16 protein-coding genes are annotated in these 16,068 nt (G+C 68.0%); 5 read left to right on the forward strand and 11 right to left on the reverse strand.

The genetic code is table 11. The features are described 5' to 3' along the window. Window positions 1-10: 10 nt before the first annotated feature. Entirely contained in the window at window positions 11-535 is a 525-nt protein-coding gene (locus ACFV15_RS18790) for a snapalysin family zinc-dependent metalloprotease (protein ID WP_378351741.1), read from the reverse strand. A gap of 227 nt (window positions 536-762) precedes the next feature. On the opposite strand from ACFV15_RS18790, the gene ACFV15_RS18795 reads away from it, so the two are divergent. Beyond that, window positions 763-2,679 (forward strand): ABC1 kinase family protein, encoded by a 1,917-nt coding sequence (locus ACFV15_RS18795; protein ID WP_378351778.1) that lies wholly within the window; start codon window positions 763-765, stop codon window positions 2,677-2,679. Here ACFV15_RS18795 and lepB read toward each other — a convergent pair. Then, window positions 2,603-3,382 (reverse strand): signal peptidase I, encoded by a 780-nt coding sequence (gene lepB, locus ACFV15_RS18800; protein ID WP_378351742.1) that lies wholly within the window; start codon window positions 3,380-3,382, stop codon window positions 2,603-2,605. The genes ACFV15_RS18795 and lepB overlap by 77 nt on opposite strands. A 136-nt stretch (window positions 3,383-3,518) precedes the next feature. Here lepB and ACFV15_RS18805 point away from each other — a divergent pair, with 136 nt between their 5' ends. Beyond that, the gene (locus ACFV15_RS18805) at window positions 3,519-4,721 is read left to right on the forward strand and encodes a DUF222 domain-containing protein (RefSeq protein WP_378351743.1); all 1,203 of its coding nucleotides are present in this window, start codon (window positions 3,519-3,521) and stop codon (window positions 4,719-4,721) included. A gap of 89 nt (window positions 4,722-4,810) precedes the next feature. On the opposite strand, the gene ACFV15_RS18810 is transcribed toward ACFV15_RS18805, so the two are convergent. The 3 genes from ACFV15_RS18810 to ACFV15_RS18820 form a co-directional block, all read right to left on the reverse strand. Further along, window positions 4,811-5,272, reverse strand: coding sequence for a hypothetical protein (locus ACFV15_RS18810; RefSeq protein ID WP_378351744.1), 462 nt, complete (start codon window positions 5,270-5,272; stop codon window positions 4,811-4,813). A gap of 118 nt (window positions 5,273-5,390) precedes the next feature. After that, the gene (gene menC / locus ACFV15_RS18815; RefSeq protein ID WP_378351745.1) at window positions 5,391-6,500 is read right to left on the reverse strand and encodes an o-succinylbenzoate synthase; all 1,110 of its coding nucleotides are present in this window, start codon (window positions 6,498-6,500) and stop codon (window positions 5,391-5,393) included. Next, a complete protein-coding gene (locus tag ACFV15_RS18820; RefSeq protein WP_378351746.1) occupies window positions 6,497-7,285 on the reverse strand; it encodes a hypothetical protein in 789 nt (262 codons plus the stop codon). Before ACFV15_RS18820 ends, menC begins: the two co-directional genes overlap by 4 nt. Window positions 7,286-7,393: 108 nt before the next feature. Between ACFV15_RS18820 and ACFV15_RS18825 the strand changes: the two genes are divergently transcribed. Continuing rightward, window positions 7,394-8,941, forward strand: coding sequence for a helix-turn-helix domain-containing protein (locus ACFV15_RS18825; protein WP_378351747.1), 1,548 nt, complete (start codon window positions 7,394-7,396; stop codon window positions 8,939-8,941). On the opposite strand, the gene ACFV15_RS18830 is transcribed toward ACFV15_RS18825, so the two are convergent. After that, a complete protein-coding gene (locus ACFV15_RS18830) occupies window positions 8,922-10,274 on the reverse strand; it encodes an amino acid permease (RefSeq protein ID WP_378351779.1) in 1,353 nt (450 codons plus the stop codon). The genes ACFV15_RS18825 and ACFV15_RS18830 overlap by 20 nt on opposite strands. 176 nt (window positions 10,275-10,450) lie before the next feature. Beyond that, window positions 10,451-10,984 (reverse strand): RNA polymerase sigma factor, encoded by a 534-nt coding sequence (locus ACFV15_RS18835; RefSeq protein ID WP_378351748.1) that lies wholly within the window; start codon window positions 10,982-10,984, stop codon window positions 10,451-10,453. A gap of 93 nt (window positions 10,985-11,077) precedes the next feature. On the opposite strand from ACFV15_RS18835, the gene ACFV15_RS18840 reads away from it, so the two are divergent. Both ACFV15_RS18840 and ACFV15_RS18845 read left to right on the forward strand, forming a co-directional pair. Beyond that, a complete protein-coding gene (locus ACFV15_RS18840; RefSeq protein ID WP_378351780.1) occupies window positions 11,078-12,469 on the forward strand; it encodes a protein kinase in 1,392 nt (463 codons plus the stop codon). A gap of 81 nt (window positions 12,470-12,550) precedes the next feature. Then, window positions 12,551-13,039 carry a hypothetical protein gene (locus ACFV15_RS18845; protein ID WP_378351749.1) on the forward strand — a complete coding sequence of 163 codons (489 nt, stop codon included), beginning with the start codon at window positions 12,551-12,553 and terminating at the stop codon, window positions 13,037-13,039. 59 nt (window positions 13,040-13,098) lie between these two features. On the opposite strand, the gene ACFV15_RS18850 is transcribed toward ACFV15_RS18845, so the two are convergent. From ACFV15_RS18850 to sufC, 4 genes are read right to left on the reverse strand one after another with little or no spacing between them, the layout of a single operon-like run. Continuing rightward, entirely contained in the window at window positions 13,099-13,503 is a 405-nt protein-coding gene (locus tag ACFV15_RS18850) for a metal-sulfur cluster assembly factor (protein ID WP_378351750.1), read from the reverse strand. Beyond that, window positions 13,500-13,949: a Fe-S cluster assembly sulfur transfer protein SufU gene (gene sufU / locus ACFV15_RS18855; RefSeq protein ID WP_378351751.1), complete on the reverse strand. Its 450-nt coding sequence runs from the start codon at window positions 13,947-13,949 to the stop codon at window positions 13,500-13,502. The genes ACFV15_RS18850 and sufU overlap by 4 nt, the downstream gene beginning before the upstream one ends. Next, window positions 13,950-15,236, reverse strand: a complete 1,287-nt coding sequence (locus tag ACFV15_RS18860; protein ID WP_378351752.1) for a cysteine desulfurase — start codon at window positions 15,234-15,236, stop codon at window positions 13,950-13,952. 51 nt (window positions 15,237-15,287) lie between these two features. Then, on the reverse strand, window positions 15,288-16,058 hold the full coding sequence (gene sufC / locus ACFV15_RS18865) for a Fe-S cluster assembly ATPase SufC (RefSeq protein WP_378351753.1): 771 nt from the start codon (window positions 16,056-16,058) through the stop codon (window positions 15,288-15,290). Window positions 16,059-16,068 lie beyond the last annotated feature (10 nt).

The following is a 16,068-nucleotide window of genomic DNA, read 5'->3' on the forward strand; positions in this document are numbered from 1 at the left end:
GCTGTGCTTTCTAAGAAAGGGTCCTGAACTCCTGCGCAGCGGCGGTCAGGCCGTTGATGAAGTTCTGCTTCACCTGCGCGGCTTCCCGTGTGTCCGGCTTGGCGTTCAGGCACGAGGTGCCGGGGCCGTGCCCGGACATGAGCTCCGAGCAGGGGCCGGTGTAGTGATCCGGCAGGCCCAGGTTGTGGCCGATCTCGTGCGCGATGATCCGCGTCGGGCTGTACTGGCCTGCCTGGACGGTGTCGATCACGATCGTGCCCCGGCCGTGGCCGTTGGTGTTCGTGTAGGAGCCGCCACCGGTGACCTGGCGGAAGGTGATGGTGCCGGTGCTGCGCTTCACCAGCTTCACGTTCGGCACCGCGGCGTTCCAGTTGGCGATGGACTGATCGAGTTGCGCCTGGTAGCCCGGCAGGCCCGCCGGGTTGAGGTAGATGGTGGTGGTGACCGCCGCCTCCGCGCCGGGTGCGGAGACCAGCACCGGCGCCGCGATGGCCATGGCCACCCCGAATGCGCGCGCGAACCCGCGTCCGTTCATTGTTTTCTCCCTTTCACTGCCTGGGCGGAATGTGGGAAAGAAAGCAACCGCGCTCGCTGACGTTAGGGCTCGGTTAACGACGGCGGCCACGTCCGAAAGTAGGGGACTCACTCTCGAGAGGGAGGCGAGCCCACCTCGGGTACCGGGCGCGCGCGACGTTTCGATGGTCTGATCTTGGCGTGACCTCGCTGCTTCTCGGGCTGCTGACCCTGCCGACCTACCTGCTGATGCTGTGGCCATTGGTGGCCGCTTCCCGCCGGGTGCTCGGCGTGCACATCCGCGCGTCGCGCGCGCTGCTCGGCGCCGGCTTCGGCTGGCTGACCGCCGGCGGGGTGCTCGCCGCGATGCCGCAGGACGCGATCCGGAACCCGAAACTCTTCGCCGCACTGCTGATTCCCGTTGCGGGCAGCGCTTTTCTCGCAACCCTGCTGTTCCTGTTCGTCGCCGAGTTCGCGGCGCCGAGCGGCGAGGGCATCGGCCTGCTCGGGCGCCTGCGGTCCATCCGCGACCGGATCGGCCGGGCACGGCGCTACTCGCAGATCAGCCGGATCGCGGTGCGCCACGGTCTCGGCCCGTATCTGACCGGCCGCCGCGATCCCGGCGCCGCGCGTCACGCGAAATTGGCCCGTTCACTGCGGCAGGCGCTCGAAGAAAGCGGCGTCACCTTTGTCAAACTTGGGCAATTACTGTCGACTCGTCCTGATTTGCTGCCACCCGCGTTCATCGACGAATTGAGCAAACTGCAGGATCAGGTCGCCCAGGCGCCCGCGGCGGAAGTCCAGCAACTCCTGCGCGACGAACTCGGCGCGTCCCCGGAAGAGGTCTTCGCCGAATTCGACCCCACACCGCTCGCGGCCGCCTCCATCGCCCAGGTCTACCGCGCGAAACTGCGGTCGGGCGAGGACGTGGTCGTCAAGGTCCAGCGGCCCGGTGTCCAGCAGGTCGTCGACCGCGACCTCGACATCGTCCGCCGCGTCGCGGCCTCACTCGACCAGCGCGCGAAGTGGGCACACGCACTCGGCGTCATCGACCTCGCCGAAGGATTCGCCGAGGCATTGGCCGAAGAACTCGACTTCCGTGTCGAGGCCCGCAACATCGCGGCCGTGTCGGCGGCCTACGACTCGGCCGAGATCGGCCTGCCCACCGTCCACAAAGAACTGTCCACAGACCGCGTGCTGGTCATGCGCCGGCTCGACGGCCTTCCACTCGCCGCGGCGAAGGATGCTGTGCCGCTTGAAAAGCGTTCGGCGCTGGCCAAGTCCCTTTTGGACTGCCTGCTGCGCCAGGTGATGCTGCACGGCGTGTTCCACGCGGACCCCCACCCCGGCAATGTGCTCCTGCTGTCCGACGGCAGGCTCGGCCTACTCGACTTCGGCTCCGTCGGCAGGCTGGATTCGAGCCTGCGCGGAGGTCTCCAGAACCTCCTGCTCGCACTCGATCGAGGCGACGCGGCAGCCATGCGCGACGGCCTGCTCGAGATCGTCGACCGCCCCGACGAGATCGACGAGCGCCGCCTCGAACGCGCGCTCGGAGCGTTGGTGGCCAAGCATTTCCACCACGGCCAAGCCCCGGACGTGGAGATGTTCACCGACCTGTTCCGCGTGGTCGCCGAGTTCAGGCTCGCCGTGCCCGCCCCGGTGGCGGCGGTGTTCCGCGCACTCGCCACCATGGAAGGCACCCTCGCGCTCCTCGCACCGGGCTTCGACATCGTGGTCGAGTCACGCGCCTTCGCCACCGCGCAGATCGGCGCGGGTCTGCGCCCGGATTCCTTGCGGCGCACCGTCTCCGACGAGCTGATGACCCTGCTCCCGGTGATCCGCCGTCTCCCCCGCCGCCTCGACCGCATCGGCAGCGCGCTCGAGGAAGGCAGGCTTTCGGTCAACGTGCGCCTGTTTTCGGACGAGCGCGACCGCAAGGTGATCACCGGCCTGGTGCACGAGCTCCTGCTCGCGTTCGTCGGAGCCGCGACCGGGCTCATGGCGGTGCTGCTGCTGACGAGCACCGCGGGCCCGCGCGTCACCGCGGACCTCACGCTCAACCAAGCCTTCGGTTACAACCTGCTCGTGATCAGCGCACTGGTGGGCCTGCGGCTGCTTTTCGTCGTCTTCCGCCAGCACGGACCGCGAACACGATCACCCCGATGACGCCGACGCCCGCGACGATCCCGCCCAGCAACACCAGCGTCCGCAGCATGGGCAGCCCATTGTCCACTTCGGACTTCGCGCCCAACCCGGCAAACGCGGCCGTCGGTTCCAGCAGCTCCGGCGCCAGTACGTTCCCGGTAGCGACCACCCGCCCCCGCAATGCCGACAGCTTGACGCTCCCACCGCCGGGACCGTCCGCGAACAGCCGCGAGTCGACGGCGCCATCACGATCATCCCCCGCCAAGAACACCGAATCCGGCGCCACCGTGGCCTCGAACGCCATCTGGCCCGCCGACGGGATCGTCGCGTACGTCTCGACGATCTCCGTGCCGTTCACCGTGATGTGGCCCTTGTCCGTGCAGCAGCCGACCTTGTCCCCCGCGATCCCGATGATCCGCGTGACCCCCAGGCCCTGATCCGCGCCGGGCTCTCCCGTGAGCGCGCCCAGGTCCACGATCACGATGTCCCCGCGCCGGTACTCGGCCGTGCCCTTGGCGTCTTTCGCCAGCAGCACCGCCGACTTCGCGAAGGTCGCTCCCATGGCGCCGCCCGGGTACACCAGCCGCTGGTAGCCGAGCAAGCTCACGAAGCCGTACCCCGCAAGGCCGAGCCCGACGAGTGTCACGACGATCATGGCGAGCAGTGCTACGGACACCCGCCTGCGCGCGGGGCGAGGCGGCGGGTCGAACGCGGTTTCGGTCACGCCGCATCTTATGCGGCCCGATCGGCGACGCAGACCTTCCCGGTGCAGCCCTGCCCCGTAACTCCAACGAGTGAATCTGTGCGCAATGCGCACGAAATAGTGGCGGCCAGTGTCTCATGCCTCTACATTCGAACGTATGAGCGAACAACGAAGACGCATCAGTCCCTACACAGACCTGCCGCCGTCGGCGCTTCTCGCGGCAGACCTGTCCCCACTCAGCGCCGACGGCCACCTGGACGTGATCGCGGCGGCCGACGAAGCCCGCTCCCAGGCCGAAGCCGCCTACCTGCGCGGCGTCGACGGTTTCGCCGAGACACTCCGCGATCCCAGAGAGGCCGTGGATCTCCTGGCGGTCGAGCGCAAGATCTCGACCACACGCGCGGACCGCGACATCGCGTTGGCCCACAAACTCATGCACCTGCTTCCCGCCACCTTCAAGGCGCTGGCCGAGGGCAGGCTCAACCGCGCCCGAGTCGACATGATCGACCGCGCCACCACTGGGTTGTCCGACGAGACCGCCCGCGCCGTCGACGCCGCGATCAGCCCGCTCGCCTGGCTCAAGAACCCACAGCAGCTCGGCTACCTCCTCCGCCGCACCATCCTCACCATCGACCCGCAAGGCGCGGCCCACCGCCGAGCCATGGCGAAAAAGAACCGCAGCGTCTCCGTCGAGAACGACTACGACGGAATGGCCACCCAGCACTGGCACGACACGGCCGAGAACATCCACGCGGTCCAAGACCGCATCGACACCATCGCCCGCGAGCTCCGCCGCAAGCGCGACCCCCGCACCATGAACGAGCTCCGCGCCGACATCATGCGAGACCTGTTACTGGGCAAGTACTCCAGCAAGACCGTCGCCCACGTCTACGTCACCGGAAACGCCTCGACCATCCTCGGCCTCGACGACCTCCCCGGCACCCTGCGCGGCTACGGCCCCATCACCGCCGACCAGCTCCGCGAGATCGCCTTGGGCCTGCAGGCCACCTGGACCGGCGTCCTCGTCGACGACGGCGGCTACCCCAAGAAAATGGCCGAAAAGAAGTACCGCCCCAGCGCGGCCCTCAAGGAATTCGTCCAGCTACGCGACAACACCTGCACCTTCCCGGCCTGCTACCGCGTAGCCGACAAGACCGACTACGACCACCTGCGCCCCTGGCACCTTGGCGGCCCCACGGACAGCGCCAACGGCAGATGCGAATGCCGCCGCCATCACCTCGCCAAGCATTCCGGCCGCTGGAAGGTCGAGGTCGGGGCAGACGGCGAAGACATCTGGACTTCCGCGACGACGCGGCGCAGCTACTCCAAGACCCGCGAGCCCCTGGCCTTCGCGATGTAGTGTCCGGCTCCGCCAGGCCGAGAAGTCGTGAACCGCTTCACCATCTCAGGCAACGGCTCAACCCCGATCCCCACACCAGCGGAGCGCCCTCAGGCCAGGCGCGCACGCTCGTCGATCAGGTACGTTGGCTTGCCAAGGAACGGGTCACTCGCCGCAGAGCCGGCAACAAAGTTCAGCGTGTCGAGCCGGTACGACCAAGACCCGTCACAGCATCCGACGAAACGGTAGTTGATCTGCCAGCGCAGCCACTCGCCCGGCGCGAGCGCCACCGGCGGAGGACGGTGCCGCCGATACGGCCTGCCGAATCCGGAGGCTTTGAGCTGAACATGGAGCACGCCGTCTCCTTGCCGCAGCGCGACATCGGCGGGCAAGTGTGCACTCGTGCACATGCGCGGCTCGAACCCGTCGCGCTCATGCATCGACACTTCGTGCACCGGTTCTGTGCCGAGCACGGGAAACGCAACCGGGGCAGCATTACGGCGCGCCGCCCCGGCACCACCCCGTGACGCCTTGGTCCACGACGTCCGCACCCACTGCACCTGGAAGTCCACCTGACGATTCTGACGACTTCACACGGGATGCGCACCGGCTTTTTCGACAAAGGCGGACGAAGTGGAGCGAGTCGGCTCCCTTGCTCGCCCACCAGACCGATTCCCGCTACCTGCCGAATTAGCGCGAGTAAAGCACCCGCCGAGAAGTCGTGAACCGCTTCACCATCTCAGGCAACGGCTCAACCCCGATCCCCACCCCAGCGGGCACCCGCACATGCCCATCCTCCACAACGAACGGCTCAGTCAAGTCCTCGGCGAAATACCGGCTCGAAGCGGAAAGGTCACCCGGCAGCACAAAACCCGGCAGCGCCGCCAAAGCCAGGTTCGGCCCACGCCCGATCCCCGTCTCCAGCATCCCGCCACACCACACCGCGACCCCGTTCGCCACCGCGACATCATGGATCCGCCGGGCCTCCAGGTACCCACCGACCCGCGCGGGCTTCACGTTGATGATCCGGCAAGCATCCATAGCGAGAGCGGTGGCCGCGTCCCGGGCCGAGGTGATCGACTCGTCAAGGCAGATCGGCGTCCGCATCCGCTGAGCCAGCAACGCATGGCCGCGCATGTCGTCCTCAGGCAACGGCTGCTCGATCAGCAACAGGTCGAACTCGTCAAGCCGACGCAAATGCGCAGCGTCCGCCAGCGAGTAGGCCGTGTTCGCGTCCACCTGCAGCGGAACCTCGAACCCGAACCGCTCACGAACCGCACGCACCGGCGCGACATCCCAGCCAGGCTCGATCTTGAGCTTGATCCGGACGTAGCCCTCGCTCAGATACCGCTCGACATCATCCAGCAGCTCAGGTAAAGACGCTTTGATACCAACGGAAACCCCCGCTGGAACTCGATCAGCCGTCGCACCCAGGTAAGTACCCAGAGACATCGAGCAGCCACGAAGCTCCGCGTCCAAGACCGCCGTCTCCAGCGCTGCCTTCGCCAAATGATGCCCCTTGACGAACGCCATCGCGGGCCCCAGCCGAGCAGCAGACACCTCAGGCAGGGCAACGACACTCGGCACCAGACAAGAAGCGAGCACGATCTCCGCGCCTGCTACGAATTCCGAGCAGTACAACGGTTCCGGGTCGGCCGCGAACTCCGACCAGCCCTCGGCGCCGTCGGCGACGACGCGCACGAGGAACGTGTCCTTGCTCGTCATCGTGCCGAACGAGGTCCGGAACGGTGACACGAGCGGGATCGAGACGTGTACCAGTTCGACCAGGTCGATTTTCACGAGCCCGCTCCTCTGAGGGTGTACCAGCCGTCGCGGGACATCCCGACGACCCGATAGCCGCGGTCGAACGCGCCGGTGAACACCCCGCGCACCGCATTACGCCAGGCGAAAGCCGTTTCCGGGTCACGGCCGCGCAGCTCCACGATGTCCGGGGGGACCCGGCAAAAGAGCAGGTCGTCGCGATAGGCCGTGAGCGGCTTGCCATCGGGGGCGGTCAAGTCGAACGACGCGCCCGCGCGATCGTGATCGAGGGCGGGCGCGGCCGCGGACAGGTCCCAGCGGGCGGTCAAGCGGTCGCTTTCGTCGCCGGCGTTGAGGCCGTCGTTCATCGGGCCGTAGAAGTCGACCAGGTACTCGATGCCGACCGCGCCGAGTTTCGCCATGTTGAACCTCGCGTTCCGGCCGACCAGCGGGTCGAAGGTCCACGACATGAACAGCGCGCCTTCCCGCAACGCCCACACCCGCTGCGCTTGCTTCAGCGCGAAGCCGACTCCGCGGTCGGACGACGAGGCGCCGGCGAGCAGCGAATAGACCGCGCGCTCGCGAGGCGGCTCGAAGACGGCCACGGCCGCACCCGCGAGCCGGTCGTCGGCGTACGCCGCGATGACGGAGCCGCCCGCGTGCACAAGGCTGCGCAGTGTCTCGGCGGGCAGCGGCTCGTCGGGCGTCCGCCAGACCTCCGCGAAGAACCCGGCGACCCGAGCGATCCCGTCGACGTCCTCGACCAGCCGGACCCGGACGCCGGCCGCGACCGCCGCTTGCTGAGCCACCGTTTCCGCGTTCACCCGTCCGAGTCTGGCCAAGAACACCACCTACTCGAACTGGCCGGTCCGCCAACAGCGGTACTCGCTCATTGGCGTTCCGGCCAACGAGGCGGGGTACCGTATTTGACCGTGACCCTCGAATCGGATCGGCCGAGCACGCTCGCCGCGCTGGTCGATGTGCTTGGCGAGGCGGTGATACGGCTGGTCACCGCCATGGATCGCGAGGTACGTGCGGCGATCCTGTTCGACGCGCAGGCTCCGCTGCCCGAAACCCGCGACGGGCTGCTGCTGGCCGTCGGCGTCACCCAGCGCGCGGCGCGGGCTGTGATCCGCGACGCCGCGAAGGCGGGCTTCGCCGGTGTCGTGATCAAGGACTACGGCGAGCCGCTCGGCGACCTCGCGGCCACCGCCGAACGGGCGGGGATCGGGCTGCTCGCCGTCGGTGACGAGGTGCCGTGGCACAGCGCCCACCTGCTGATCTCGTCGACGCTGTCCACCGGGGCGACCGGGGCCGCGACCGGGCCCGCGCTCGGTGACCTGTTCGCGCTCGCCAACGCCATCGCGGCCGCCTCCGGTGGGGCGACCGCGATCGAGGACCCGCAGCAGCGCATCCTCGCCTACTCGACGCTGCGCGGGCAGGACGTCGACGACGACCGGCGGCAGGGCATTCTCGGCAGGCAGGTGCCCGGCGGCGACGCCAACACCGAGCAGTACCGGATCCTGTTTCACGGCAACGAGGTCCGGCATTTCCCCGCGCTCGGCGACGGCCTGCCCCGGCTGGCGGTGCCGGTGCGCGCGGGTGGCGAGGCGCTGGGCTCGATCTGGGTGGTCGACAGCGGCTCGCTCGCGCCGAACGCCGAGGAGGTGCTCAGCGGATCGGCGGCGACGGCCGCGCTGCATCTGCTGCGGATCCGCGCCACCGAGGAACTCGCCCGCCGCCATCAGGGCAGGCAGCTGCGAAGGCTGCTCGAAGGCGAAGCTGGCCCGTCCGATGTGGACGAGGACGTTCCGGTCAGGGTGGCGGCGTTCGCGATCACCGGTTCGGAGTCAGGCCCTGGCCGCGAACAGGCGACGCTCAGGTTGCTCGATCTTGTCGCGTTGCGCTGCGAAGCACGCTACGGCCGTCAGTCCTGTGTCCTCATCGGACGGACGGTCTACGCATTGCTCCCCGGCAAGGACGATCAGCGCAAACTCGCCGAAGACATCGTCGCGCAAGCGTTTTCGTCCTTGCGCGTTCCCGTCGTCGCCGGGCTCGGCGGTGTCGTCGCGACCCCGGCCGATGCCGCCCAGTCCCGCGAGGACGCCGACTTGGTGCTGCGCGTGGTGCCTCAGGCCGAGGTCGCCACCGTCGAAGACGTCAGTGGCCAGGTCGCCATCCTCCGCTTGAGAGCGGCGCTCTCCACCGATACCCGGCTACGGCAAGGGCTGTGGCAACGGCTCGTCGACCACGACGAGCGGCACGGCACCGAACACGCCAGGACCGTGCTCTGCTATCTCGACTCCGCCTGCGACGTCGCCGCCACCGCGCAGCGGCTCGCCGTGCACCCGAACACCTGCCGCTACCGGTTGCGCCAGATGCAGGACCAGCTCGGCTTCGACCTGGCCGACCCCGACGAGCGCCTCGTGCTGTGGCTTCAGCTGCGGACGCTGGCCGGGATCAAGCTACCGGGTCGTTGAGCCGGGACCGCTTGATGCCGTAACCGAAGTACAGCGCCAGCCCGCCGACCATCCACAGCCCGAACGCGACCCAGGTGATCGCGCCGAGGCTGAACATCATGTACACGCAGAACCCGACTCCGAGCAGCGGCGTCACCGGCGAGAACGGCACGCGAAACGTCCGCCGCGCGTCCGGGTTGCGCCGCCGCAGCAGGATCACGGCCAGGTTCACCAGCCCGAACGCGAACAGCGTGCCGATGCTGGTCGCGTCGGCGAGGCCGCCGAGCGGGACGAACGCGGCGAGCACCGCGATGAACAGCGACACCAGCACGGTGTTCGCCGCCGGCACGCCCTTGCGGTTGACCTTGGCGAACACACCGGGCATCAACCCGTCGCGCGACATGGCGAACAGGATCCGCGTCTGTCCATAGAGGACCGTGAGCACCACGCTGGAGGTCGCCACGACCGCGCCTGCCGAGAGCAGCACCGGCCAGATCGAGCCGCCTCCCGCGGCGTCGGACAGCACCTGGCTCAGCGCCGCTTCGGCGCCTTCGAACCGGCCCCACGGCATCGCGCCGACGGCAGCGAGCGCGACCAGGCAGTACAGCGCGGTGATGATCACCAGCGAGAGCACGATGGCGCGCGGCAGGTCGCGCTGCGGATTCTTCGCCTCCTCGCCCGCGGTCGACGCGGCGTCGAAACCGATGTAGGAGAAGAAGAGTTTCGCGCCGCCCGCACTCATCCCGGCCAGTCCCAGCGGAAAAAACGGGGTGAGATTCCCGGCGCGCAACGCGGTGAACGCGACCGCGCAGAACATCAGCAGCGCGCCGATCTTGATCGCGACCATGACCGCGTTGACCCGCGCGCTCTCCTTCGCGCCGCCGAGCAGCACGACCATCGCGAGCACCACCACCGCGACCGCGGGCACGTTGACGACCCCGCCCGCGCCTGGCGGCTGGCTGAGCGCGTCCGGGATCGCGAAGCCGAACAGCAGTTGCAACAGCTCGTTCAGGTACTGGCCCCAGCCGACCGCGACGGCCGCGACGGACACCCCGTATTCGAGGACCAGGCACCAGCCGCAAACCCACGCGATGAGCTCGCCGAGCGTGGCGTAAGTGTACGAATAGGACGATCCCGATGCCGGGATCATGCCCGCGAGTTCCGCATAGGACAGTGCGGAGAACAACGCGGTGATCCCCGCCAGCACAAAGGAGATCACGATCGCCGGGCCCGCGACGGGCATCGCCTCGCCCAGCACCACGAAGATCCCGGTGCCTAGCGTCGCGCCGATGCTGATCATCGTGAGGTGCCCGAGGCCGAGCGAACGCTTGAGGCCGTGCGCGGGCTCGGACATCAGGTCTTCGAGCGGCTTGCGGCGCACGAGCCGGGTACGCAGCCTGGTTCCAACCTGCTCCACCACACCGGGTCCCTTCGTAGGTGTTCAGAGCAGGGTGCGCCAGGCCACCTGGTCAGGTGACTGGCGAAACCGCCAAACACTGGCCACCGCACTTGGCCGATCAGCTAACGGGCTCAGCCGAGCAGCTGCTGGATCGCCTGCCGCGCGTCGTGGACCTGCGACTTCACCGTGCCGAGCGGGCTCGCCAGCTCCTCGGCGATCTCGGCGTAGGTGAGCTGGGAGATGTCGCGCAGGATGAACGGCCGAACGACCTGCGGCTTGGTCGCTTCGAGCTTCTCGAGCGCGTCCAGCAGGTCGAGCCGCGAGCCCGCGATGACGCTGGTCGTGCGCGGATCGGGCCGCAACTCGAGGAGTTCGTCGCTGAACTGCCGATCCGAGCGTCGCTTCAACGAGCGGTACGTGCTCAAGGCGCTGTTGGACACGATGGTGTGCAGCCAGGTGCTGAACTTGCTGCGCCACTGGAACTCCCCCAGGTTCGCGGCGACTTTCAGCAGCGCGTCCTGGCAGGCTTCCTCGGCGTCCTGGCGGCAGGGCAGGAACCGCGCGCAGCGACGCAAGACCTCGGGTTCGATGCGGCGCAGCAGCCGATCCATCGCCGCCGGATCGACCGCGGCCTCGGCCGCCAGCGTCTCGACGTCCGCGTCCATCCCCCGCGCCCCCTCGTACCGATTAGCATTCAGGCGGGGAATCGTATCCGGGGGTGGATCATCGAACAGATCGGGCGCTATCCCGTCGAGCGCCTGCTGGGGGCCGGCGCGTTCGCGTCGGTGTGGCTGGCGCGCGACGAGGAACTGGGGTCGCCGGTCGCCATCAAGCTGCTGGCGGACAATTGGGCGTCGCGGCTCGACGTGCGCGAACGGTTCTTGACTGAAGCGCGGCTGCTGCGCCAAGCCGACTCAGAGCGGGTACTGCGTGTGCTCGACATCGGTGAGCTGCCGGACGGTAGGCCGTACTTCGTCACCGACTTCGCCGACGGCGGCAGCCTCGAAGACCGTCTTGACGGGCCGATGCCCGCCGACGAGGCGCTGCCGATTCTCCTCGACGTGGCCGAATCCGTCTGTGTGCTGCACGCGATGGACGTCGTGCACCGCGACCTCAAACCGTCCAATGTGCTCTTCCAGGGTGAGCGGGTGGTGCTCGCGGATCTGGGTCTCGCCAAGGCATTGGCGCAGAGTTCCGGCTTGACCCAGATGGCGGGCTCGCCCGGTTACATGGCGCCCGAGCAATCGAGGCAAGCCGGGGTCGTCGATGAGCGCACTGACGTTTACGGCCTCGGCGCGCTCGCGCATCGGCTGCTGACCGGCACGATCGTCGGCGACCCGGACGCACCGCCGATCCCGAAATCACTCGACGGCGCCATCCGCAAGGCCCTCCAGCCCGATCCCGCGAAGCGCTGGCCGACGATGCGCGCGCTCGCCGACGAGCTACGTGGCGACCTCCCGCGCAAGCGGTCGAAGCGAGTGCTGGTCGTCTCGCTGTGCGCGACACTGGTACTCATCGGCGCAGGCGCGGTGTGGTGGCTCGTACCCCGCGACGCCGGTACGCAGACGGCCGCGGTGGCCAGTTCGGCACCGTCGACCACAGCCGAACCGACCCCCGCGCCCACGACGACGGCAAGCTCCTCGCAACCGCCTTCGAGTTCTTCGTCGTCCTCGAGTCCGGCACCGCCGAGTTCGACGAAAACCCCGGTGGACCCGAAACTGTGCACCGCCGCGGAGGTCAAGGTGACCCACAACGAAGCGGGCGCCGGTCTGGGGAACGACATCCGCTGGGGCGCGGGGCTGTTCTTCGAGGCCAAGACGCGGGCCTGCGACGTGGACGGCTACCTCACGGACTTCCGGCTCGTGACCACGGACGGCAAGGTGCTGCCCCGCAAGCTCGGCGACGGCACCGGAGCACCCTCGCGGGTCACCCTCACCGTGGGCACCGGTGGCGCCCCTGGTGTCACGGCCGAGGTTTCGCTGAACTGGTCTGTCGAGAACAACACCGACGGTTCCGCACCGCCGACGCCGGCCCGCGCCGAGTTCCGCCTGCCGGGTTCGAGCACGTGGATCAGGGTGCCGTGGGGAATGGGCCCGGTCAGCGACCGGATACCGGTGGAGGTCGGGCCGTTCGGGCCCGCCGTGAACTAGGTCACAGAACTCGTCCCAACTTTCCGCTCCCCAGCGGCATCTCACCTGAGGTCAGACACAAACCACTTTGGGGAGAAGATCATGGGGATCAGGACCAAGCTCACCGCGCTGGCTCTCGCGGGCATCGCCGCCGCGGCTGTCTTCACCGGCGCGACCTCGGCCGAGGCGGCGGTCAAGAAATGCGACTGGACGGACATCCAGCTCGATGCGAACGGCCCGGACAACCACAACGGCACCAAGGGATCCGGCCTGTTCTTCGGCACAGTCGCCCCGACCTCGCAGTGCTCGATCACCGGCCATGTCTATGACGTACGACTGCTGAACGAAGACTGGGAGCCGATCCCCGCGATCGCGACCCGCGACACCTACTGGCCGGTCGAGAAGATCATCGTCGACGGCTATGGAGGCGCCGAAGTCGGTCTGCACTGGACTGACGGCGACACCGTGCCCGCTTACTTGGAGATCCGCCTGGCAGGCGCCGAGGAGACGAACGCGGTGCGCTGGATGGGTGGCGGCATCGATCTGAGCAAGCCGCTCTTCCACGCCGCCATCCACGGCCCGATGAACTGAAAACGCGTGAAGGGAGCCTTCACCAAGCCAAGCTTGGTGAAGGCTCCCTTCACAAAAAGTCAGACAGTGAAACCCAAGGCGCGCAGCTGCTCGCGGCCGTCCTCGGTGATCTTCTCCGGGCCCCACGGCGGCATCCAGACCCAGTTGATCCGGAAGTCGCTCACCAGGCCACCGGAGCCGCCGCCGGTCAGCGCGGCCGCGGTCTGGTCCTCGATGACGTCGGTCAGCGGGCAGGCCGCCGAGGTCAGCGTCATGTCGATGGTGGCCGAGTTGTCCGGCTCGACGCGGATGTCGTAGATCAGGCCGAGGTCGACGACGTTGATGCCCAGTTCGGGGTCGACGACGTCGCGCAACGCCTCTTCGACGTCCTCGAGCTTGGCCAGTTCGACGGCGGGCTCGACCTGGTCCGGCAGGTCGGCGGCGGTGCGACCCTCGCGGTGTTCAGGGGTCTCGGTCTCGGTCATGCCGTTTCAACTCCACTATCGGTTCGGGCTACCGCGTCTTTGAAGGCCATCCAGCCGAGCAACGCGCACTTGACGCGCGCGGGGTACTTCGCGACGCCGGCGAAGGCGATGCCGTCTTCCAGCACGTCCTCGTCGGGCTCGATCTGTCCTCTGCCCTGCATCAGCTCGACGAACGCGTCCATGGTGGTGAACGCCTCTTCGACCGTGTGCCCGACGACGAGCTCGGTCATGACCGAGGTCGAGGCCTGGCTGATCGAACAGCCCTGGCCGTCGTAGGACACGTCGGCGACCTTGCCGTCGTCGACCTTCACGCGCAGCGTGACCTCGTCGCCGCAGGTCGGGTTGACCTGGAACGACTCGGCGTCGAACGGCTCACGCAGGCCGCGGCCGTGCGGGTTCTTGTAGTGGTCCAGGATGATCTCCTGGTACATGCTCTCCAGGTTCACTTACGCCACCCCAAAGAAACGCTGCGCCTCACGCACACCCTTCACCAGGGCGTCCACTTCGGACAGTGTGTTGTAGACGTAGAACGAGGCGCGCACGGTCGACGCGACACCGCAGGCGCGGTGCAGCGGCCAGGCACAGTGGTGCCCGACGCGCACGGCGATGCCGAGGCTGTCCAGCACCTGCCCGGAGTCGTGCGGGTGCACGCCGTCGATGACGAACGACACCAGCCCGCCGCGGTCTTTCATGTCGGTCGGGCCGACGACGCGGACGCCGGGGATCTCGCCGAGACCGGCGAGTGCGGCTTCGGTCAGCACGTGCTCGTGCGCGGCGACCCTTTCCATGCCCAGCACGGAAAGGTAGTCGACGGCCGCGCCGAGGCCGACCGCCTCCGAGGTCATCGGGGTGCCTGCCTCGAACCGCTGCGGCGGCGGGGCGAACGTGGTGCCCTCCATCCGGACCAGCTCGATCATCGAGCCACCCGTGAGGAACGGCGGCATGGTCTCGAGCAGCTCGCGGCGTCCATAAAGGACACCGATGCCGTACGGGGCCAGCATCTTGTGGCCTGCGAAGGCCGCGAAGTCGACGCCGAGCTCACGGAAGTTCACCGGGAAGTGCGGCACCGACTGGCACGCGTCCAGCACGACGAGCGCGCCGACCTTGTGCGCGGCGTCGACCAGCGTCCTAACTGGATTGATCGTGCCGAGCACATTGGACTGGTGCGTGAAAGCGACCACCTTCGTGCGCTCGGTGATCAGTTCGTCCAGATTGGACAGATCGAGGCGCCCGTCGGCGGTGATGCCGAACCACTTCAGCGTCGCGCCGGTGCGCTGGCACAACTGCTGCCAGGGCACCAGGTTCGCGTGGTGCTCCATCTCGGTGATGACGATCTCGTCACCGGGGCCGATCACGAAACGCGAAGCCTCGGGACCGGCGGTGGCGGCGTTGCTCATCGCGTACGCCACCAGGTTGATGCCTTCGGTGGCGTTCTTGGTGAACACCAGCTCGTCAGGGGAGGCGCCGACGAACTCCGCGGTACGGGCGCGGCCGTACTCGTAGGCGTCGGTCGCCTCTTCGGCGAGCTGGTGCGCACCGCGGTGGACGGCCGCGTTGGAGGTCTCGAGGAACCGGCGCTCGGCGTCGAGCACCTGCGTCGGTTTCTGCGAGGTGGCTCCGGAATCGAGGTACACCAAGGGTTTCCCGTCGCGCACGGTGCGGGACAGGATGGGGAAGTCGGCCCGGATGGCCGCCACATCTAAGGGCACAGAGTTAGCCGTGGTGGTGGTCATCGGGCCAACTCCTCTCGGTGTAGTCGCGACTGTGTTGTCTACAAGAATGAACTAGACAGCGGCGGGCTCGACCTTGCCGGTGTACTTCACGTAGCCGTTCTCCTCGAGCTCGTCGGCGAGCTCCTTGCCACCGGACTCGACGATGCGGCCGTCGGCGAAGACGTGCACGAAGTCGGGGGTGATGTGGCGCAGGATGCGGGTGTAGTGCGTGATCAGCATGACGCCGGCGTCGTTGTTCGACTTGAACTCGTTGACGCCCTCGGAAACGACGCGCAGCGCGTCGACGTCCAGGCCGGAGTCGGTCTCGTCGAGGATGGCGATCTTCGGCTTGAGCAGCGCCAGCTGCAGGATCTCGTGGCGCTTCTTCTCGCCGCCGGAGAAGCCCTCGTTGACCGAACGCTCGGCGAACTCCTGCGAGATCTCGAGCTTGTTCATCTCCTCCTTGACCTCCTTGACCCAGTGGCGCAGCTTGGGGGCCTCGCCACGGACCGCGGTGGCCGCGGTGCGGAGGAAGTTGGACATGGACACGCCCGGAACCTCGACCGGGTACTGCATGGCCAGGAACAGGCCGGCGCGCGCACGCTCGTCGACGCTCATCTCGAGCACGTTCTCGCCGTCCAGCAGGACTTCACCGGAGGTGACTTCGTACTTGGGGTGACCGGCGATGGCGTAGGACAGCGTGGACTTGCCCGAGCCGTTGGGGCCCATGATCGCGTGCGTCTCGCCCGACTTGATGGTCAGGTTGACGCCCTTGAGGATCTCCTTGGGGCCTTCCTCGGTCGTGACCGAGGCGTGCAGGTCCTTGATTTCCAGCGTTGGCATATCTCTTTTT

Source organism: Amycolatopsis sp. NPDC059657 (assembly GCF_042734395.1).
Lineage (GTDB): Bacteria > Actinomycetota > Actinomycetes > Mycobacteriales > Pseudonocardiaceae > Amycolatopsis.